General features: G+C 36.8%; 14 protein-coding genes. All 14 read left to right on the forward strand.

Translation table 11 applies throughout. The annotated features are described in order from the left end of the window. The first annotated feature begins 139 nt into the window (after positions 1 to 139). The 14 genes from gndA (at position 140) to NG809_RS16960 (ending at position 21,504) form a co-directional block, all read left to right on the forward strand. Positions 140 to 1,558 carry an NADP-dependent phosphogluconate dehydrogenase gene (gene gndA, locus NG809_RS16895; protein WP_262152444.1) on the forward strand — a complete coding sequence of 473 codons (1,419 nt, stop codon included), beginning with the start codon at positions 140 to 142 and terminating at the stop codon, positions 1,556 to 1,558. 10 nt (positions 1,559 to 1,568) lie between these two features. Next, positions 1,569 to 3,050 (forward strand): glucose-6-phosphate dehydrogenase, encoded by a 1,482-nt coding sequence (gene zwf, locus NG809_RS16900; protein WP_262152445.1) that lies wholly within the window; start codon positions 1,569 to 1,571, stop codon positions 3,048 to 3,050. A gap of 19 nt (positions 3,051 to 3,069) precedes the next feature. Further along, on the forward strand, positions 3,070 to 3,780 hold the full coding sequence (pgl, locus tag NG809_RS16905) for a 6-phosphogluconolactonase (RefSeq protein ID WP_262152446.1): 711 nt from the start codon (positions 3,070 to 3,072) through the stop codon (positions 3,778 to 3,780). Positions 3,781 to 4,286: 506 nt separating this feature from the next. Further along, positions 4,287 to 4,976 (forward strand): hydrolase, encoded by a 690-nt coding sequence (locus NG809_RS16910; RefSeq protein ID WP_262152447.1) that lies wholly within the window; start codon positions 4,287 to 4,289, stop codon positions 4,974 to 4,976. Positions 4,977 to 5,046: 70 nt separating this feature from the next. Beyond that, complete coding sequence (locus tag NG809_RS16915) at positions 5,047 to 6,819, forward strand: amidohydrolase (RefSeq protein WP_262152448.1); 1,773 nt, start codon at positions 5,047 to 5,049, stop codon at positions 6,817 to 6,819. A gap of 30 nt (positions 6,820 to 6,849) precedes the next feature. Further along, entirely contained in the window at positions 6,850 to 8,220 is a 1,371-nt protein-coding gene (locus NG809_RS16920) for an alginate export family protein (RefSeq protein ID WP_262152449.1), read from the forward strand. A gap of 176 nt (positions 8,221 to 8,396) precedes the next feature. Beyond that, on the forward strand, positions 8,397 to 9,140 hold the full coding sequence (locus NG809_RS16925; RefSeq protein WP_262152450.1) for a M17 family peptidase N-terminal domain-containing protein: 744 nt from the start codon (positions 8,397 to 8,399) through the stop codon (positions 9,138 to 9,140). Positions 9,141 to 9,860: 720 nt separating this feature from the next. Continuing rightward, positions 9,861 to 13,763 (forward strand): response regulator, encoded by a 3,903-nt coding sequence (locus tag NG809_RS16930; RefSeq protein ID WP_262152451.1) that lies wholly within the window; start codon positions 9,861 to 9,863, stop codon positions 13,761 to 13,763. A gap of 569 nt (positions 13,764 to 14,332) precedes the next feature. Continuing rightward, positions 14,333 to 14,875, forward strand: coding sequence for a peptidoglycan-binding protein LysM (locus tag NG809_RS16935; protein ID WP_262152452.1), 543 nt, complete (start codon positions 14,333 to 14,335; stop codon positions 14,873 to 14,875). Positions 14,876 to 15,069: 194 nt separating this feature from the next. After that, positions 15,070 to 15,615 (forward strand): peptidoglycan-binding protein LysM, encoded by a 546-nt coding sequence (locus NG809_RS16940; protein WP_262152453.1) that lies wholly within the window; start codon positions 15,070 to 15,072, stop codon positions 15,613 to 15,615. A 201-nt stretch (positions 15,616 to 15,816) separates the two neighbouring features. Next, positions 15,817 to 16,362 carry a peptidoglycan-binding protein LysM gene (locus NG809_RS16945; protein WP_262152454.1) on the forward strand — a complete coding sequence of 182 codons (546 nt, stop codon included), beginning with the start codon at positions 15,817 to 15,819 and terminating at the stop codon, positions 16,360 to 16,362. A gap of 80 nt (positions 16,363 to 16,442) precedes the next feature. Continuing rightward, on the forward strand, positions 16,443 to 17,243 hold the full coding sequence (locus NG809_RS16950) for a WxL protein peptidoglycan domain-containing protein (RefSeq protein ID WP_262152455.1): 801 nt from the start codon (positions 16,443 to 16,445) through the stop codon (positions 17,241 to 17,243). A 27-nt stretch (positions 17,244 to 17,270) separates the two neighbouring features. Further along, a complete protein-coding gene (locus NG809_RS16955; RefSeq protein ID WP_262152456.1) occupies positions 17,271 to 20,057 on the forward strand; it encodes a COG1470 family protein in 2,787 nt (928 codons plus the stop codon). Positions 20,058 to 20,076: 19 nt separating this feature from the next. Next, entirely contained in the window at positions 20,077 to 21,504 is a 1,428-nt protein-coding gene (locus tag NG809_RS16960; protein WP_262152457.1) for a hypothetical protein, read from the forward strand. Positions 21,505 to 21,517: the final 13 nt, after the last annotated feature.

Here is a 21,517-nt window from a genome sequence, read left to right on the forward strand (position 1 = left end):
ATAAAAATTTTAAATTATTGATTCGGTTTTATGTAATGGTACATAAGATATCAAACGAAATAAAATTAACATAATTTTTTTACTGATATGCATTTCCGTAAATTTGAGCTGTAAAAATAAAAATAAATCTTAAGTAAGAATGGAAAAGTATAATTACGGGGTCATTGGTCTCGGCGTAATGGGGAGAAATCTGCTTTATAATATTGCTGATCATGGTTTTTCTGTAGCAGGATTCGATTTAGATGAAGAAAAAGTCATTGAGCTCAGAAATGGAGTGGCTGAAGGAACAAAGGTTATCGGGTCTGTTTCTCTGGAAGAATTTGTAATAGGTCTGGACATTCCTAGGAAAATTATTCTGATGGTTCCTGCAGGTAAGCCGGTAGATGCTGTTCTAGAAAGTATTACACCGTTTCTCAGCCCGAAAGATGTCGTAATTGATGCAGGGAATTCTTATTTTAAAGATACTGAAAGACGTATTGACGATTTAGCTTCTAAGAATCTGCATTTTATGGGAATGGGGGTTTCCGGAGGTGAGCAGGGCGCAAGAAGAGGACCGAGTATCATGCCCGGAGGTGATTTGGAAGCCTTCAACCTGGTTAAACCAATGCTGGAAAAGATTTCAGCAAAAGTAAATGGTGAACCCTGTACAGCTTACATGGGAAAAGGTGCTTCCGGAAATTATGTGAAAATGGTTCATAACGGTATCGAATACGCCATTATGCAATTAATCAGTGAGGCTTACGATCTGCTGAGAAAAGGTGCAAACCTAAACAACGATCAGCTATACGAAGTTTTTAAAAAATGGAATGAAGGAGAGATGAATTCTTTCCTCATAGAAATTACCAGAGATATTTTTAAACAGAAAGATGATTTGACAGACGGTTTTCTCGTCGATCAGATTTTAGATAGAGCCGGAGCAAAAGGAACAGGAAAATGGACTTCTGAGCAGGCAATGGAAATCGGCGTTTCAATCCCTACAATCGACATTGCTGTAACGTCAAGAATTTTATCTGCCTATAAAACTGAGCGTACTCAGGCGTCTAAATTATATTCAAAAGAAAAAATTGCAAGTCCTGAGAATACAGAATTGTTTATTAAAGAAGTTGGTGATGCATTGTATCTGGCTACTTTAATAAGTTATGCTCAAGGTCTTGCTTTATTGGTTAAAGCTTCGGAAGAATATCAGTTTGAAACTCCTTTGAAAGATGTTGTGAAAATCTGGAGAGGCGGTTGCATTATCCGTTCTGTTTTATTAGAAAAATTCTATAAAGCTTACGTTGAAAATCCAGAATTACCTAATATTCTTTTAGATAAAGAAATTTCCGATATCGTAAAATCTAAAGTTAAATCTTTGCGAAACACTGCATCCTTCGCTGTTTCAAATGGAATCCCAAGCCTGGGAATTCAATCTGCATTAGGTTATTTTGATGCCTACACAACAGATAGTTTACCTGTGAATCTTATTCAGGCACAGCGCGATTATTTCGGGGCACACACGTATCAAAGAGTAGATAGAGAAGGTGTTTTTCACACATTCTGGAACACAGATAATAATTAAAATTCAGAAAATGAGCGACAATACAATCCTGCACCCAACCACTATTGTAATTTTTGGTGCGACTGGAGATTTGGCAAAAAGAAAGCTTTTTCCTGCATTTTATAATTTGTATATTGATGGCAGAATGCCGAAGGGCTTCAATATTTTAGCTTTGGGAAGAGCCGAAAATACAGATGAAAAATTCAGATCTTACGTTAAAGAAAATCTTGAGAGTTTTTCAAGAAGGAGTATAGCATCGGAAGACTGGGCCGGGTTTCAGGCGCACATCAGCTATTTTCAGCATCAACTGGACGAAGAAAGTTCCTACCAAAATTTATATCAGAAACTGGAAAGTTTTGATAAAGTGTACGGAATGAGAGGGAACAGGCTGTTCTATCTTTCTATTGCACCGAACTTTGTATCAGTTATTTCAAATCATATCAAAAATACATCGATCGCTTCCGATCCGGCAAAAGACCGAATTATTATAGAAAAGCCTTTTGGTCACAATAAAGAGTCTGCTATAGAACTGAATAATCTACTTTCTCAAACCTTTCAGGAAGAGCAGATTTACCGTATCGATCATTATTTAGGAAAGGAAACGGTTCAGAATATTTTAGCATTCAGGTTCGGAAATTCAATTTTTGAGCCTTTATGGAACCAAAGACATATCGAATCTATTCAAATCACTGTCGCAGAAGAAGTTGGAGTAGAAACGAGAGCTGGATTTTATGAGCAAACGGGTGCTTTGCGAGACATGATTCAGAATCATCTTTTACAGATTCTCTGCATGGTTGCCATGGAACCACCGGTTTCACTGGAGTCTGGTGAAATCAGAGACCGTAAAGTGGATGTTTTAAAATCAATCCGCAGAATTTCGCCCGAAAAAGTAGATCATTATGCTGTTCGGGGCCAATATGGAAGAGGTAAAGTAAATGGATTAAAAGTAAACGGCTACCGCCAGGAAGAAGGAATTGCACCTGATTCAAATACAGAAACCTTTGTGGCCATTAAATTTTATTTAGATAATGAAAGATGGGAAAGCGTTCCTTTCTACGTTCGCACCGGAAAGAAAATGAAGGAAAAGCATTCTTACATTACCATTCAGTTTAAACCGCTCCCTCATTCTGCATTTTCAGAAAGTACATCTCTTCTGTCTGCTAACCGGTTGATTATAAATATTCAGCCACAAATGGATATCAGGCTACAGTTCATGTCAAAAAAACCCGGACTTTCATTAGAATTGAAACCCGTGGAAATGATCTTTGATAATTTTGCATGTCAGACCGATACTCCGGAAGCTTACGAAACGCTTCTTTTAGAGGCACTTGTAGGTGATCTTACATTGTTCATGCGTTCTGATCAGGTAGAGGAAGCTTGGGATGTTGTAAAAACAATTCAGGAAACATGGGAAAAAACGAAAGATTCATCTTTCCCGAATTACGAAGCAGGAAGCTGGGGTCCCGATGACAGCAATGCTTTGGTTGAGAGACAGGGAAATCAGTGGGTTTAAAAATTAAGCAAAGAACAAAATGAAAACTACGATATTTGATAATCTGGATGCATTATACAAAAAGTCAGCAGATACTTTTGTTGAACTTTCAGAAAAGTCTATCCAAAAACATGGGAAGTTTACAGTTGCATTAAGTGGTGGCTCTTCTCCAAAAGCCATTTTCAGTTTATTGGCGACTCCGGAATATGCCGGTAAAATAGAATGGAACAAAGTATATTTTTTCTGGGTAGATGAAAGATGGGTTTCTTTGGATGATGAAAAAAGCAATTACAAAATGACTCTGGAAACGCTTTTATCTAAAGTTCCGGTAACTGAAAACCAGGTTTTTCCAATGTACAAAGATGGAGTTGAACCTGAAGATTATGCAAAAGAATATGAAGCGCAAATCCGAAATGTTTTAGGCGATGAAGGTATTTTTGATTTTATTCTTTTAGGAATGGGCGATGATGGTCATACGGCTTCATTATTTCCAGGTGAAACGGTTTTACATGAAAAGAAAAAATGGGTTGATGCCTATTTTCTCAAACCTCAGGAAATGTACAGAATCACTTTGACTGAGCCCATCATCAATAAAGCTGAAAATGTTTTGATTGTCACCTTTGGTCAATCTAAAAAACATGCTCTGAATGAAGTTTTAAATGGAGCGTATCATCCTGAATTATATCCGCTCCAGTTAATTGAAAAGAAAGAAAGTGTACAGATTTTTACTGACGAAGAAGCAACAAATTAATTTTGCATTTTTTTTTCACTAAACTGATTTAATTAAACTGGTTAAATGTACAGTGAACTTTTTCATCATAAATTTGTCCTGTCATTAATCTTCGAAAAGTTAAAAAAGTATTTTGAAAAATTGGTGATAATATATCAGTAAAAAATTAAACACTCATTCATTTTTGAGTGATATATTATAATGAATAAGACTTGGGTTTAATATCCGGGTCTTATTTTTTTTATCCAAATTTTGCAGATAAAAATTTCAATTTTATTTATAAAATACTGATAATCATGATTTTAATGTTGTGTTATTCTCTTTGTAGATCATTATACTTAAGTATGTCTGAAATTCAATAAAAGTAAATTTAATTTTTTTTCAATAAAAATGATTTATTAAACTAGTTAAATGTGCAGGGTTTTCCGTCGCCCTAAATTTGTCATATCAAAATCAAACAGATATTAAAACAGATTTTGAAAATCGAACACACATTATAACAAAACAACATTTAAAAATCAAACATTATGAAAAAGTTAATCTTAACATTCGCAACAGTAGTATTATCAGTAACAGCATTCGCTCAAAAAGCAGGAACTACAATGCTAAACCCAACCAATCACGCTTTGGTATTAATTGACCACGAGGGACAGATGGCATTCGCAACCAAAAACATCAGTATGGAAGAACTGAGAAACAATGTTGCATTGATTGCAGGCGGTTCAAAAATCTTCAATGTTCCTACAGTTGTAACAACTGTTGCGGAAAAGTCATTCGCCGGTCCTGTTTTTCCGGAAATTTCAGCCGTTTATCCTGAAGCAACCAGTGGATATGTAGACAGAACCACGATGAACACGTGGGAAGATGTAAATGCTCACAAAGCCATCACAGGAAAAAACAAAAAGAAACTGGTTTTGGCTGGTCTGTGGACGAGCGTTTGTATCGTAGGCCCGGCTCTATCGGCAATCGACGAAGGTTATGAAGTGTACATCATTACAGATGCTTCGGGTGATATTTCAAAAGATGCTCACGACCAGGCAGTTACAAGAATGGTTCAGGCAGGTGCAAGACCGATTACCTCAGTTCAGTATGTTCTTGAATTACAGAGAGATTGGTCCAGAAAAGAAACATACAAACCTGTAAATGATTTAATGAAAAAATATGGTGGTGCTTACGGATTGGGAATTCAGTACGCTCAGGATATGCTTAAACATTAATCAAATTTCAACATCGGCAGGTTGAAAACCGACCTGCCTTACTTTCTTTAAAACCATTAAAAAGTACATTATGAAACCACTCCATAAAATTCTATTCTCATTGGTCTTAGGTGCCGGATTGTTTAACGCTCAGAAAGCAGATTTAATAGTAACGAACGGAAAAATCACCACAATGGATGATAAAAATCCGGAAGTTCAGGCGGTTGCCATCAAAGACAACAAAATTTTCCAGACCGGAACAAATGCTCAGATTTTAAAACTAAAAGGAAGCGCTACAAAAATCATTGATGCTAAAGGAAACCGTGTGATTCCTGGATTGTTTGACAGTCATTTGCATGTCATCCGTGGTGGAAGATTTTACAATACAGAACTTCGCTGGGACGGTGTGAAAACTTTGAAAAGAGCTTTGGAAATGTTAAAAGAGCAGTCTCAGAGAACACCAAAAGGGCAGTGGGTAAGAGTGATCGGAGGCTGGAATGAATATCAGTTTGAAGAAAAAAGACTGCCGACTTTAGCAGAAATCAACGAAGCGACAGGCGATGTTCCGGCTTTTGTAATGTATCTCTACGGAAAAGCTTGGCTGAATAAATCAGGTTTAAAACAATTAAACATCAATGGTGAAACGCCAAATCCGGCTCAGGGTTTAATTGAAAAAGACTACAACGGCGACCCGACAGGTCTTTTGGTTGCAGAGCCAAACGCATTTATTCTATACTCAACTTTGGCAAAATTGCCTGAGCTGACCGAAGCGGAAAAAGAAAATTCAACGCTTCAATATATGACTGAACTGAATAGTCTTGGCGTGACGGCGGTAATGGATGCTGGCGGTGGTTTTCAAAACTTCCCTGATGATTACGGAACGACGGATGCGTTGAATAAAAAAGGAAAAATTACGGTTCGTTTGCCTTATTATCTGTTTGCCCAAAAGAAAGGTTCAGAATTATCTGACTATACAAAATGGACAGGAATGGTAGATATAGATGACCACGGGCACAACGACCACAACGGTATTGATTATCATGTGAATGGTGGCGGTGAAAATCTGGTTTCGGATGGTGCAGATTTCGAGAATTTCCTTTTCCCAAGACCAGAATTACCTGCAACAATGGAGAAAAGTATGAAAGAAGTCGTAAGTCTTTTGGTGAAAAAAAGATGGCCATTCAGAATTCACGCAACTTATAATGAAAGCATCACAAGATTTTTAAACGTCATCGAAGAAGTGAATAGAGAAACGCCCTTGAACGGATTGGTCTGGTTCTTTGACCACGCGGAAACAGTTTCTGAAGACAACATGAAACGCATCAAAGCTTTAAACGGGGGAATTGCAGTACAACACAGAATGGCGTATCAGGGTGAAAGTTTCATCCACCGTTATGGGAAAAAGGCTGCGTTGGCTTCTCCACCAGTCAAGAAAATGCTGGAAATGGGAATTCCTGTAGGATTGGGAACAGACGGAACCAGAGTCGCAAGTTATAATCCGTGGGTGGCTTTGTACTGGATAACTTCAGGGAAAACTTTGGGCGGAACTCAGGTCATGGCCAAAGAAAATGCTCTTGACAGAAAAACAGCTTTATCGCTTTCCACTTTTGGAGGATATGAATTGATAAAGGATTATGAAAAAGGAAAAATCAAAAAAGGATATTTCGCAGACCTTACGATTTTAGATAAAGATTATTTCAGTGTTGATGAAGAACAAATCAAAAACATTACTTCAAAATTAACTATTGTTGACGGAAAAGTGGTTTATGGAGACGAAACCTACAAAACAATTTCTCCAGCTGTACTTCCGGTTCTTCCGGAATGGTCTCCTGTAAAATATTACGGCGGATATCAAACGAAATAACTAATTCCTGAAAACGTCAAACCCAAATCAATGAAAAAGCTAAATCTAATATTATTTATCGCTCAGATTTTTCTTTCGATAAATGTCTCCGCACAATTTAAACTGATGAGGTTTGATGAAAATTATTCCACATACAAAGATTCTGCAGACACATTTTATAATTCCATCAAATACATTCCGCTTTCCGAAAAAAATAACAATAAATATTTATCATTAGGCGGAGAGGCGAGGGCGGAATTTGTTCATTTTGAAAACGAAGACTGGGGAAGACTGGGAATTGGAAGCAACCCGTTTTTTATCCAGAGATATACGGTTCATGCAGATTTGCATTTAGGTTCACGAGTAAGAGTTTTCGGACAGTTGCGGAGTGCGTGGGAAAATGGCAGAAAAAACGGACCGAGACCGATTGACGAAGACCATCTGAATGTTCAGAACCTTTTCATAGACGTGGATGCCATTAAAAATGAAAAAGAAAAACTGACCGTTCGTGCCGGAAGACAAGAACTGGATTACGGAAGTGGAAGATTAATTTCAGTTCGTGAAGGTCCGAACTTAAGACTCTATTTTGACGGACTGAAACTGATGTACAAAAGAGGAAACTTCAAATCGGATGCTTTTATGATGATGGCGAGTGAAATCGGTACTGGAGTTTTTGATAACAAACCTTCTAGATCGGTCAATCTTTGGGGAAGTTACAACACTTTAGCTCTTCCGAAAAGTGGAAATCTGGAATTCTATTATTTAGGAATTCACCGCAAGGAAACCCGTTTTGAAGATGGAACAGGCGATGAAACCAGACATACTTTGGGCGGAAGATTTTACAGATACGGCGGTGGTTTTATTTACAACTTTGAAGGAGCTTATCAGTTCGGGAATTTCAATAAAGGAACCATCAGCGCGTGGACCGCTTCTGCAGACATCGGATATCTATTCGAAAATGTGAAAGGAAAACCGACCATTAATCTTCGCAACGATTATATTTCCGGAGACCGAAACAGAGGAGACGGAAAATTGGGAACGTTCAATCCATTATATCCAAAAGGGGGTTACTTCGGATTTAATCCGCAAATCGGACCTGTGAATTTAATTGACATTCATCCATACGCAACGGTTGATTTAAACAGCAAAATGACGGTTCAGGCCGATGTGGTTTTCAACTGGAGATATTCTTTACATGACGGCGTTTACAGACCGAGCGGTTCTCTGAATCTAACTTCAATGAATTCTAAAAAGAAATACATCGGGACAGCTTTCCTCGGAAGCTTTAATTATAAAATCAATAAATCTTTTACCTTCAACACCGGAATTCAGTACTTCAAAACCGGAGAGTTTGTAGACGATATTATTGAAAATGACAAAGATGGTCTTTTTATTAATTCAAGAATTGTATTCAAATTTTAATGAATTAATTTGAAAATTTGAGAATGCGGTAATTTGAAAATGAATTTCAATAGTTATCTCACATCAATGTCAGAATCTATTTCTGAAACTACCTTTGATAAGCATTAAACAAAAATAAATTGACAAAATATAATCAGCTAATAGCTAACCGCTAAAAGCTCTAAACAAAAAATATTATGAAAAATATACTACAGAATACAATAAAGAGATCATTATTAATTGCAGGATTGGTTTTCTCGACTTTAACTTTCGCACAAACTACAACAGCGAATTCTTCTGCAACTCCTGCAAAAATCGGAACATCCAAAAACTGGGGCTCAGTGGATGGTATTTCTATGATAGGATTGGTTCAGGGACCTTCTTCAGCCGACGCTCAATTGCAGATGGCCTGTGTTTTTGAATATACAGATAACGACATCCACAGCGCTCAGGCATTGCCCGCAAACCTGAACGGATTGGTTCATCTGGATGAAGCTTTGAAAGGTGAATTCACCAAAATCAGACAGTCGGGTCAGTTCAAAGGCCATTCTTTGGAAACTCTTTTGATTTCTCCTCCAAAAGGTTCTATGTCTGCAAAAAAACTATTGCTGATTGGTTTGGGAGACCGTAACAAATTCACTCCGGAACTGATGACTTCAGTAGGAGAAGTTGCAGCCCGTGAAGCAATGAGACTGGGCGTAACCAATTTTGCCTTTGCAAGCGACTTAAAAGATGCCGGAATTGATTCTCCAACGGCTTTGGTAGCAGGAAATGTGGTAAAAGGTATTGTCATGGCTAACCGTTCAGAAATTTATTTAAAAGAACACAAACTTTCCGAAACAAAAAAACTTGAAAAAGTATATCTGTTGGCTGGTCCGTCTTTCTTTGAAGGTGCAGGTGGTGGGATTCAGGCTGCGATTGCGGAAGTTAAAAAGAGGTAATTTTTTTATGTAAATTTTTAGCGATCTTTTTTAGAATTTTTCATCTGAACTATTTCTGGTATTTAAAAAGGCATCAACTTTCTGTAGTTGTAGCCTTTTAGCTGTTGATGATATCGGTAGGACTGGATTATTGTTATTAGCTTTAATAGATCATATTTGGCATGAGATAGATTAGATAGCATTGAGTTATGCTTTGATATATTAAAATCTTAACGACATCATTTCGTATTTTGGATTTGTCTCACGCATAATTGAAAGTTCATTATTACAATTAGTAAATCAATTGATTTTAAAATTGGTAGTTGGAAAAGAAGTTTCATGCGTATAAAAATAGTGTAGATTATGTTTTTATAATATTTAAATCTCAATAAATCGGCAATTGTTTAAATTTTTCACAAATATCATTTTAGACTATATGTTATGATGACTCACTATTGGAAATGAAAATCTAAATTTCGTATTGATATTTATTCCTGGTAAATAAAATCTGCAATTTATTAATTTCTCTATCTATTTATCTAATTCATAGTCATATTTATAAGCATTAATGAAAAACTGATATCTGATGGACGAATAATTTTTTTTAGGATTAAAGTATGACGGTCGTTGTTTTTGTTGGGTAAGTGGATTGATTTTGCAAATTGTATTTATATTAAATTGTACTTAAATTGAAAATTTGTAATCATAAATGTTTATTTTTACAAATAATTTATTTTCATTATGTTAAATTTAATCCTTCCTGCAAATGAGGAAGATAGATTGAAAAAATTAGAGTTTTTTGATCTTCTCAACCTGGGAAAAGATCCACAATTTGATGTTTTTGCAGAAACTGCGTGCCTGATAGCTGATTGTCCTGCCTCATTAATTTCAATAATGGATAGAAAAACACAGAATATCCAGAGTTGTATCGGTATGGATATCGATTCTGTTGAGCGGGAGAATACGGTTTGTCAATATTCAATTGCAAGTGGGGAAATTGTCATTATTAATGATACGCTATTGGACAGCAGATCCCAACAAAATCCATTAATTGCAGAAGGAGGAATAAGATTTTATGTAGGAATACCATTTTTTGATGAAGAAAATTTTGCTCTGGGAACAATTTGTGTGATTGACTATAAGCCCCGAGTAATTACAGAAAAGCAGATTACTGCACTCAAAAAGCTGTCAGATGTTATTTCTAAACTTTTAACCGCAAAGAGAAAAGCAACTTATGCGGAATATTTTCAGCAGATCTTTAACATATCGAATAATCTAATTTGTGTTTTGGATGACGAATTGAAGTTTAAAGATTTCAATCCAGAAGTTGTGAAAATTTTCTCTTTAGAAAAAGAAAGATTGAAAGGGCTCGATTTTACCGGGATTTTTGGTGAAGCGGATAAAGATCTTTCAAACTTGAAAGATATGATGAGGGAAGCTCACGAAGTCTCTTTTACGACCTCTAAAGTAATTGAAGACGGAAGTTCGGTAGTCGTGGAGTGGGTACTAAAACCCAATCAGGAAATTTCTGAAATCTTCTGCTTCGGAACCAACATCACCATGCAGATTGAAGAGAAAGGCCGTTTGGCAAGCTCGGAACGACGTTTCAGAAGCTTTTTCGAAAATGCAATCGGTCTGATGAGTATGCATGATATGGACGGAAACATTCTTGCGGTAAATGAAAAAGGTAGGGAAACGCTGCGGTATTCCAGTGATGAAGTGAAGGATCTGAACCTTCGTGATCTAGTTCCTGAAAAAAACTGGCCTTCTTTAAATGAATACCTCGAACGCATCAATAAACAGAAAGAAGACTTTGGAACCATGATTCTGAGGTCTAAAACAGGTGTTGAGCAGGTATGGATGTATCACAACCTGGTGGAAACTGACGAGGACGTAAAGCCGTACGTGATTAGTACGGCACTAAATGTCACCGAACGAATGGCTTTGGAAAAAGATCTGATTCATACCAAAAAAATGCTTGAACAGACAAGTTCCGTAGCCCAGGTCGGTGGTTGGGAAGTGAATCTGAAAAAAAACACCCTTTTTTGGTCGCAGAGTACGAAAGAAATTCATAAAATAAATGACGACTATCAACCTGATCTCGAAAACGCCATGGGTTTTTATACAGAAGACAGCAGGGAAAAAGTTGAACATCTGTTTCACAGAGCAGTAAAAGAGGGAATTCCTTACGATGATGAATTTCAGCTCATCCGCAATGACGGAGTTACAATTTGGGTAAGGGTAAAAGCAATTCCTGAATTTGAAGGCGATGTTTGCACAAGAGTTTTCGGTATCATTCAGGACATTGATGTTTTCAAGAAAATGTTTCTTGATATTGCAAAAAAGGAAGCCATGATGCAATCTTTTGTAACGTATGTTCCTGCAGCTGCTGCGATGTTCGACAGAGACCTTAATTATATTTCTGTAAGCAGCAAATGGAAAGATGAATTTCAAATGAATGACCTTGATATCATCGGAAAAAATCTCTTTGTGATTTCACCAAACATTCCGGTGGAGCGCAAAGAAATTTATCACGCCGCTCTGCAGGGTAAGACATACATCAATGAAGATTTCGCAATTCAACTTGATGGTAAGGATGAAATTCAGCATTTAGACCTGAGAGTTGGACCATGGTATCTGTCTGATAATGAAATTGGAGGTGTCATTGTCTCTGTACAGGATATCACCACAGCTGTGAAGATCAACGAAGAGCTTAAGAATGCCAAGAATATGGCTGATATTGCAAGTAGGGCAAAATCTGAGTTTCTCGCCAACATGAGCCATGAAATCCGAACTCCGCTGAATGGAGTTATTGGTTTTTCAGATCTTCTTTTGAGAACAGATCTTAATGATATTCAGACACAATACCTTAATTATATAAATGAATCCGGAGAAAACCTTCTCAACATTATCAATGATATTCTTGATTTTTCTAAAATAGAATCCGGTAAAATGGAACTTTTGATTGAAGAAAGTGATGTTTATGAAATGGTGAGTCAGGTTATTAATGTCATTCTTTATCAGTCTCAGAAAAAAAATATTGAACTTCTTTTGAATATAGAACAAGGTCTGCCAAAAACCCTTTTGCTTGATGAGGCAAGATTAAAGCAAATCCTTATTAACCTTCTCGGTAATGCCGTAAAATTTACTGAAAAAGGTGAAATTGAACTTAAGGTAGAAAAGTTGCGTATGGATGACAGTAATATTGTTCTGAGATTTTCTGTACGGGATACGGGAATAGGAATACCTGTGGAAAAGCAGAAACATATTTTTGACGCATTTACTCAGGAAAACAGCTCTATCAGTAAACGTTATGGCGGTACAGGTCTTGGCCTTACCATATCAAACAATATTTTGGGATATATGGGCAGCCACTTGTCGCTGAGCAGTGTACCTGACAGAGGTTCTGTATTTTTCTTTGACATTGAAATTCCTTATGAAGTATCAAAATCAAATGAGGATGACGATCTCGCTATAAAAAAAGTACTTGTGGTGGATGATAATGAAGCAAACAGAATCATTCTGCAACACATGCTTAACTATAAAAATATAGAATCCACTCTGGCTGCCAACGGAATGGAAGCCTTACAGATTTTGCTTGCAGGCGACCGTTTCGATGCGATACTGATGGACTATCATATGCCGGTAATTTCCGGTCTGGAGACCGTTACAAAGATCAGAGAATTATTTACCGAAAAAAGCGAGACTTCACCACTCGTAATTCTTCACACTTCTTCTGAGGAGCATGACGTGATTAGTTCTTTCCGTAAGGAAGATGATTCTTACTTTCTCTTAAAGCCCATTAAATCTGATGATCTTTACAAACTTCTCAGACGTGTTTCACAGCTAAATGTTACAGAAGTTTCTGCACCTAAAAATTTGGAGAAGGATCATTTTTCCTTTATGAAAAATCTCGAAGTTCTTTTAGTAGATGATAATCCGGTAAATATGGTTTTGAATAACCGGCTGATGAAATCACTGATACCAGATGTACAGCTAACAGAAGCGGTAAACGGTTTGGAGGCATTGGAAGAATGTATGCAAAAAGATTTTTCAATCATTCTTATGGATGTTCAGATGCCTGTGATGAACGGGATTGAAGCTACACAAAAGATCCGCCACCTGCCAGGATACGAAAATGTGCCAATTATAGGAGTTACGGCAGGAAATGTATTGGGAGAAAAAGAGAAGTGTCTGGAGTCGGGTATGAATGATTTTCTTCCGAAACCTTTACGTCAGGCAGATCTGTTGGAGATGCTCAAAAAATATATTGGCATTGAAAAAGATAGGGACGTTATAGCTGAAATCGTTCCTGAGGAATTTATAAATACGGAAATGCTCAGGGAGCAGATTGGTGATGATGAAAATTTCAAAAAAATATTTTTAGATCTTGTCATTAAAGAACTTACACAAACAAAAGATGATATAGGTGTTGCAGCAGCTGAAAAAGATGCCACGGCGGCCAAAATGATTCTACACAAACTTAAGGGTACTGCAGGAACTGCAGGTCTTTTCAGACTTTCGGAATCTGCATTGCACTGGGAGAACAAAAGCGATCGGGATATAGATTTTAGAGATATGGAGAAAGAAATTAGTACAGAAATTACTATAGGATTGGATATCATAAAAGATTTAATAAATTAAAAATCACTTAAAAATGTTTATCCTGATCAGCAACTATCATAAAATGATACCCAAAAAGTGAAATACTAAAATAATTAAAGCCTTTTTAAAATGATTTGAAAAACAAATTTTCAAGTCATTTTTCTTTTCCCCAAGCCTATAGGATGGAAAAATGCCTTGAAATTTCGTTAAAATCAACTCCATATAGGCTCGTGGAAATTAATTTTGATGAAATTTAAACAGACTCTTACGCTTAATAATTTCTGCAATAATCGTGTTGTTATTGATACAGTATAGAAATAAAATATTGATTTTGCCTCCGGCGAGGCATTCTGTCGAAACAAAATTCCGTATGGACAGGGGATTTGACCCTGGTTTTGTAATTGTTTAGTATATTCAAAATAATAATAAGAGCTTTCTAAAGCAGAGAAAAACAGCCGCAAGTTTCATAATGTCAATTATTTAATAAAATAAGAATAAAGGATTTGGCAATGTCAAATAATGGTATTACATTTGATTTAAAGGAAGTTTAATTCTGAAATTAAATTTCAACACACCATTTTATTCGAGTCACATTAAATATTTTTGTTATGAAAAGACAAATCGCTATTGCTGCGTTTGCTTCGGGATTAATATCTTTGGGAAGCAACCACGTGTCGGCACAAAATTCTGATAATGTCAGTACCTCAGTCAATATTATTTTAGCAGATGTCATATCAATGGATTTGGGAGCTGTTGGTTCAGGCGGAGCTATAAATTTTAATTATGCAAATACTTCAGATTATAATTCTTCGAAGAATGTTGCTATGCCTAACAGTCTGGTAATCAATTCTTCTAAAAAATTCGACGTCAAAATAAAATCTGAGGGTGCAAACTTTGTAAGTGGCTCAAACCTTATTCCTGTGGATGTATTACAGGTAAAAGCAGTATCGGGTGGAAGTCTGATGGGAACCATGAATGAGGTAACTTTATCTACAGCCGATCAGGTTTTGGTGAGCAATGCAAGTTCAGGCGCAAATCAAACTTTGAATATCGCCTATTCTATCTCTGCAGAAAAGGCATCAAAGGTTCTGCTCGGAAAGCCTAAAGGAACCTACACGCAAACAGTAACGTATACTGCAACAGCACTTTAATTAGAAATAATAATAATTTTTAGAAGCCCTCAACATCTGGATGTTGGGGGCTTTTGGTTTGAGATAATTCCGTTGTAGTTATTTTACTACATCAACTTCCATTTTCAACTACAAAGAAACCTTTGTCGCTACTGTAGTTTTGCAGTGTTCAAAAGAGAACAGAAAATCAAAAATAAAAATTAAATAAAACTCTCATGAAAAAACAAATCGTAATCGCAACTTTAACTTTCGGAGCAATTATATCAGGAACTAACGCTGTTCAGGCACAGAATGCAACCGCAACTACAACGGTAAACATTACGTTGAGTGATGTGATCTCTATTGATACCGGAAGTACTGCAATCGGCAATAATGTTGACTTTGTCTATACTTCTGCAGCAGACTACAACTCGGATCAAACTGTTACTAAAGCCAATTCTCTAAAGGTTACTTCAACAAAGAATTTTAACGTTAAAGTAAAGGCAGGCGGAGCTAATTTCATCAATGGAACCAACACGATCCCTGTAAATGTTTTGACAATCAAAGCTGCTACAGCTGCCGGAACAATGGGAGGAACAAAAACCGCTGTAGTTTTATCCACAACCGATCAGAATTTAGTTACAAATGCACCGTTGGGAAGTGCCCTAACATTAAATTTGGATTACCTGATTCCGGCATCGAAATCATCTTCTGCCGATATCTTAGGTAAACCTGCCGGAACGTACACACAAACCGTAACTTATACTGCAACCGCATTGTAGTTATTCCGGAAAATTATTTATAAGAAAGGTTCTTAACATCTACATTTTAGGACGTTTTTTTAAAGGAAATTAATAATCCTTGTAGTTATTTTACTACATAAACTTCCATATTCAACTACAAAAAAACTTTTATCGCTGCTGTAGATTTGCAGTGTTCAAAGGGAACAATTTAATAAAATAAAAAAAATAAATATTATTATCATGAAAAAACAAATCGTAATCGCAGCTTTAACTTTCGGAGCAATTATATTAGGAACGAGTAATGTTCAGGCACAGAATACCAATGCAACCACAACCGTAAACATTACTCTGAATGATGTAATTTCTATCGATACCGGAAGTACCGCAATCGGTAATAATGTGGATTTTAACTACGCTACTGCAGCAGATTACAATTCTGATCAAACGGTTAATAAAGCCAACTCTTTAAAAATCACTTCTACGAAAAACTTTAACGTTAAGGTAAAAGCAGGAGGGGCTAATTTCCTGAACGGAACAAACACAATCCCTGTAAATGTTTTGACAATTAAAGCCGCTGCATCTGCGGGAACAATGGGAGGAACAAAAACAGCTGTAGTTTTATCTGAAACTGATCAGACTTTAGTTTCAAATGCTCCACTGGGAAGTGCTTTGACATTGAATTTGGACTATATGATTCCTGCAGCGAAATCATCATCTTCTGATATTTTAGGTAAACCAGCCGGAACTTACACGCAAACAGTAACTTATACTGCGACTGCTTTATAATAAAATTTTTAAGATTGTAAAGGTTCCTTTAGTTACGTTTCAGTAGTTTTGGGAATCTTTTATTTTAAACAATTTACACCATGCGCAAGTTTATTCATCTTTTCCTTTTCCTAATTATTACAGCAGCTTCTTCAGCTCTGGCACAAAGTATTTCTATGTCACCTACACGTCTGTTTTTCACAGGCAATCCGGGAGAAAAAGTGACTCAGACAGTCACGCTTCAGAACAGCTCAGACAAAGATTACGTCTTTAATCTCAACTATAAAGACTGGGTAAGAGAAGAAAACGGAAATAAGGTTTATCTTGATGCAGGAAGTTCAAAAACTTCTAATGCTGCCTGGGTTTCAACTTTAGAAAACGCTGTCACAGTTCCTGCGAAAAGTACAAAAGAGATTGTAGTAACCATGAAGATTCCGGCAAATGCATCAAAATCTGCAGTTACCAACAGCATGCTTTTCTTCACGCAATTACCACAGCAGGCAGATCAGGCAAAGGCCAAAAACGGGATTGGTATCATCACATTATTTGAGGTTGGTCTTCATATTTTTTATACACCAACCGGAAACCAGGTGAAAAGCCTTGATATTACAAATATTGCAGAGGTGTCTTCCGATAAGCCTGCAGAAAGAAAAGTCGCAGTAAGCATCCATAATGACGGAAACACGATCAATGATGCGACTGTTGAGTTTGAACTCACCAATACAGACAGCGGTAAGGAAATAAAATTGCCTGCAACTGCGATATCCATGCTCCCCGACACCAATCAGATAGTTCAATTTTCTTTACCGGAGAATATTTCAGGGAATTTTCTTGGCGTGGCCATTATTAAAATGGCAGGATCCAATGATTTACGCGTAGGCGAGAAAAACTTTAAATTTTAAAATTAAGTCTTAAAACAAAAAAATAGAATGTCGGTATTAATTCTTAGGAGAACAACTTTACTTTTAGCATTTGTTCTTTTAAACTTTTCATTTGCTTTTTCGCAGGATAAGAAGGATATCAATATCTATTTTGAAAAAGACAGTGTAGCAGTTGAAAAAGGTTCAACTTTTACCAATTTCCTCTTGATTGAGAATAAAAGTTCTGAAGCTGTAACCATTCAGAATATAGTGCCGCAGGAAAATTATCCGGGATTACTTTTCTATCCTAAAAATGAATTTATACTGGATGCAGGACAGTCTAAAAATCTCCCGGTAAAAATGATTGCCAATGTAGATTTTATGAAGCTGAAATCCAGTGAGATTAAATTTCAGGTTTCATACTCAATTTCATCTGTAACAAGAACTGAAAGCACATCTTTTCTGGCTAAAAAAGAGGAAAACAGAAACATCGCAATTTATACGGAGACTTTCGAAAATTTCATTAACCCCGCAGCGCCGGACTCTTCAGTATTACTCACTGTAGAAAACCAGGGCTACGGTAGAAGGAACGTAAAAATTGACTTTCAATCGATACCTGATGGTTTGGAAATGATGCCAAAACAACAGACTGTTACTCTTGAAGCTTTGGAAAAACAAACTGTCGAGATCAAAATTGTAATCAGAAAGCACAACACGATTTTTCCTGAATTCAATATCAATGCAATCGCCACAGATCTTATTACCAATGAAATTGTGGGCAGCAACACGCTCCATTTACTCATTTTGTCAAACAACAGACAGATTGCCAGAGGACCCGAATCTGTAAACGGAAGTAATTTTGCGGAAATGAGCTACAACGAAAATAGTTCAGGTTTTAATTTTTTGCAATTAAGAGCAAATACAGCGTTTAAGATGAGTGAAAACGTGAAATCGCGCTTCAATATCGGTACAGATTACTTTATGGAAGGAGGTCTTTATAACATCTATGATACCTGGCTGGAAATGGAGAGAAAAAATACGGTGTTACGCGTTGGAAATATCAATAGCACAGATTACGAATACCCGATTTTCGGAAGAGGTGCAAAAGTTTCCACCAAATTTGGTAATAACAAACAGATCGAATTGCTTGCGCTGGAAAACAATTACAATCTCTACAGTACATATTTCCGGCAAATAAATGGGTCTAACGTAGTGGGTGCAAAATACGGGTTTGGAAATGCCAAAACTCTAAATGGCAAAATCTCATATATATACGACCACGATCCGCGTTTAAATATCGATACGCAACTGGCGAATGCCGTAACATCTTTTTTAATTGCCGGCAAACACACTGTCCGTACGGAGTTTGGTCTAAGTCATGAGAAAGGACTTGTGAATAAGGATGAAAATGCAGGTGGACTGGCAGGAGCAAATTACGAAGGAAAATTGGGAAGATGGGATTTGCAGTCTATCAATTCATTCGCCACCAAAAGTTATTCAGGGATCAAAAGAGGATCTTTTTTCTCAAACCAAAGAATCGGCAGACAATTTTCTGAGTCTCAGCGGGCATTTGTACAGTATCAAAACTCGCAGTTAGACCCCGGTTTTCTGAGTTCGCAGAATGCACCTTATCAGCCTGAGATCAGTACCAATTTACGCTATTATTTTAACAGTACAGAAGCGTTGGCAACAGGTTACCAGTTTAATGGAAAAAACTGGAATTTCCTTGTTTCTCCAAAAATTGAAAAGCAAAAAACAGCTAATATTTACACATCGCACGAACTTTTTTCTTACAGACTCGAAACCAATATCAGCACAACACTGGGCAACCATGCGATCAACCTGACTGCGGAATATTCCTATTCAAACGCAGACAATCAATCAGACTGGTTCAACAGTTTAAGAACAACTTTGTCGTACAGATATAAATCGGTCTCTCTCAACGGCACAGCACAGTGGAACGCAACCAACGTTTTTGATTTAAATTCGTTTTATAATACAGACCGTAAATTTGCCAACTACAATGTGTACGCATCGTACAACTTTCACACACTGGGTAATAATTTAACCGGATCTTTTTCAGCAGGAACTTTTTATTCGGAGCTTTATAAAAATTTAAACACCAATATCACCGGAAATCTTGAATACAGGATTTCATCTTCCTGGTCGGGCACGGGATATTTTAATCTGTCAGGTTATAAGTCTACAGCTGAGTATTCAACCAGCGGGAGTTATTATCAGTTCAGAGTGGGAATTAAAAAATATTTTGCACCAGCTACTGCCCTTGGAAATCATAAAGTGACATTCCAGTTTTTTGAAGACAAAAATTTCAACGGACTTCCGGATTCAGGTGAAAAGGTATTCGCTGAAGAGATTGTAAAACTGGACGATTATATCGCGATGACGGATAAAAACGGAAAAGTGGTTTTTCAAAATGTACCCGACGGTATTTATACATTGAAAGTGAATGAAAGTGCAGGTGCCAGATTAATGATGGATCCTGTAATAATGGTGAGTAAAAATATCAACCGTAAGGTAGGCCTCGTAAAAAACATCAGAGTAAGTGGAAAATTAACCGAGATCAAACAGGCTTACGATGTTTTGGATACTGATGTAACCGGTATAGCTGTGTATGCAAAAGGTGAAGATGGATTGATCTATACAGCTTTGGTCAACCAAAAAAATGAATTTGAATTTTTCCTGAAAGATGGAAAGTATGAAATCTATATTGAAAATGACAAGTACAGCTATACACAACCAAGACAAACCATTCAGGTGACGAAAGAAGGTTACTCAGCTGATGTCATTTTTGAATACAAAAAGAAAGACACAACCATTAAGGTGAAAAAGTTTTAAATTTAGAGGTATGAAAACGATGAGGTTTTTTTTAACGGGAATTTATACTCTGTGCTTCGGATCATCAGTCATGAAAGCTCAGGATATATTTCTGACTATTCCTGAAAATAATATTTATAACAGAACAGAATTCACGTCAGTGCCTACAAGGGTAATGTCGAACCCCAACAGAACAAACTGGATCTACGGCTTTTTGGGATTTGGACCGGTAGCTCCCGCATTTACCTCTACATCAGGGCAGAATTTTACGATGCCTTCTTCTTCAGCAACTTTACCCGCCAGCGTTCTTACATGGCAGCTGGAGAGTATGGGAGGGCAGTTGCCGGGTACAGGATTTTCGGGTTATTTACCTGGTTTTCAGTCTTTCAGTCCCAGTGCTGTAAAATGGTTTGAACCACCGGGATCCCTGCTTTTCGGAGCAGCGTTTAACAAGGGAAATATTAATTTTACATTTAAAATACCTGCCTCACAATTTTCTGCAAATGCCTTCCGCGCCGGAAATTATTCTATGGATATTGCTCAGAATTATAATGATTTCACACCACTTAATTTTAAAACAATTTTAGTCATTCCGTCATCAATACGTTGGGTAACAAACTCTTTGACAAAATACATCGAAATATCCTCTTTAAATGACTACCGTGGTACGGGCACTAAAGTGTGGGATTTGGGGAATACAGAATTCGCAAATACTGTCGATTTTAATTTTTGGGCAAAAGCAGCTGCCGCAACTGTTCAGTTTACTTCCTCCAAAGGTGTTCCCGCAACAAGAAATATAGGCAGTATTAAATTGGGAAGTACAGGATCTGCGCTTGTGACAAAATCGTTATCTGCCGCTTTTCAGAATTTTTCTGCAACTGATTTAAATGTTGCAGCAGGCAACAGAAACAACTTCATACCAGAACTTTATATTTCAGCTGATGATTTTAAAAATTACTTTTTTGAAGCAGGAACCTATACATTTGAACTGAATTTTGATGCCAGAAGTAAAGATAATCAGATCAACAGTTTTCAAAATACTGCCGTTCAGATAAAAGTGCTTCCAAGATCGGAGATCACAATCCCCGGTTCAGGGAAAAATGTAAATTTTAATTTTAACACGGCAGCATTATACGCAAATGGTCAGTCACAGACAATTCCAAACCAGATTATATTATCCAATAATGAAAGTTTTGAACTTTATGTAAAATCAGACGAAAATTATTTTAAAAAAGGTGGCCTTCAAACCAGCATCAACTCAAACATATTACAGATTGGGATCGATGGAAGTTCTGTAAATGTACCATTATCCAAAACTCCACAAAAAATTCTCTTTAACGGCACACCGGTTCTGGACCGCCAGCTGAACGTAAAATATACCATTTCTCCAGCGGATGCCCAGGGTTTGGTAGGAAAGGAAAACACTACTTACTCCATCAATGTTTATTACAGCTTTACCGCAATCTAATCCTGCTTTTGTC

Origin of the sequence: Chryseobacterium foetidum (genome assembly GCF_025457425.1) — a bacterium.
Taxonomy (GTDB): domain Bacteria; phylum Bacteroidota; class Bacteroidia; order Flavobacteriales; family Weeksellaceae; genus Chryseobacterium; species Chryseobacterium foetidum.

What these genes read in the sequence shown, in the direction of transcription:
- gndA (WP_262152444.1), top strand. Translation starts at nt 140, where the DNA reads ATGGAAAAGTATAATTACGGGGTCATTGGTCTCGGCGTAATGGGGAGA.
- zwf (WP_262152445.1), top strand. Translation starts at nt 1,569, where the DNA reads ATGAGCGACAATACAATCCTGCACCCAACCACTATTGTAATTTTTGGT.
- pgl (WP_262152446.1), top strand. Translation starts at nt 3,070, where the DNA reads ATGAAAACTACGATATTTGATAATCTGGATGCATTATACAAAAAGTCA.
- NG809_RS16910 (WP_262152447.1), top strand. Translation starts at nt 4,287, where the DNA reads ATGAAAAAGTTAATCTTAACATTCGCAACAGTAGTATTATCAGTAACA.
- NG809_RS16915 (WP_262152448.1), top strand. Translation starts at nt 5,047, where the DNA reads ATGAAACCACTCCATAAAATTCTATTCTCATTGGTCTTAGGTGCCGGA.
- NG809_RS16920 (WP_262152449.1), top strand. Translation starts at nt 6,850, where the DNA reads ATGAAAAAGCTAAATCTAATATTATTTATCGCTCAGATTTTTCTTTCG.
- NG809_RS16925 (WP_262152450.1), top strand. Translation starts at nt 8,397, where the DNA reads ATGAAAAATATACTACAGAATACAATAAAGAGATCATTATTAATTGCA.
- NG809_RS16930 (WP_262152451.1), top strand. Translation starts at nt 9,861, where the DNA reads ATGTTAAATTTAATCCTTCCTGCAAATGAGGAAGATAGATTGAAAAAA.
- NG809_RS16935 (WP_262152452.1), top strand. Translation starts at nt 14,333, where the DNA reads ATGAAAAGACAAATCGCTATTGCTGCGTTTGCTTCGGGATTAATATCT.
- NG809_RS16940 (WP_262152453.1), top strand. Translation starts at nt 15,070, where the DNA reads ATGAAAAAACAAATCGTAATCGCAACTTTAACTTTCGGAGCAATTATA.
- NG809_RS16945 (WP_262152454.1), top strand. Translation starts at nt 15,817, where the DNA reads ATGAAAAAACAAATCGTAATCGCAGCTTTAACTTTCGGAGCAATTATA.
- NG809_RS16950 (WP_262152455.1), top strand. Translation starts at nt 16,443, where the DNA reads ATGCGCAAGTTTATTCATCTTTTCCTTTTCCTAATTATTACAGCAGCT.
- NG809_RS16955 (WP_262152456.1), top strand. Translation starts at nt 17,271, where the DNA reads ATGTCGGTATTAATTCTTAGGAGAACAACTTTACTTTTAGCATTTGTT.
- NG809_RS16960 (WP_262152457.1), top strand. Translation starts at nt 20,077, where the DNA reads ATGAGGTTTTTTTTAACGGGAATTTATACTCTGTGCTTCGGATCATCA.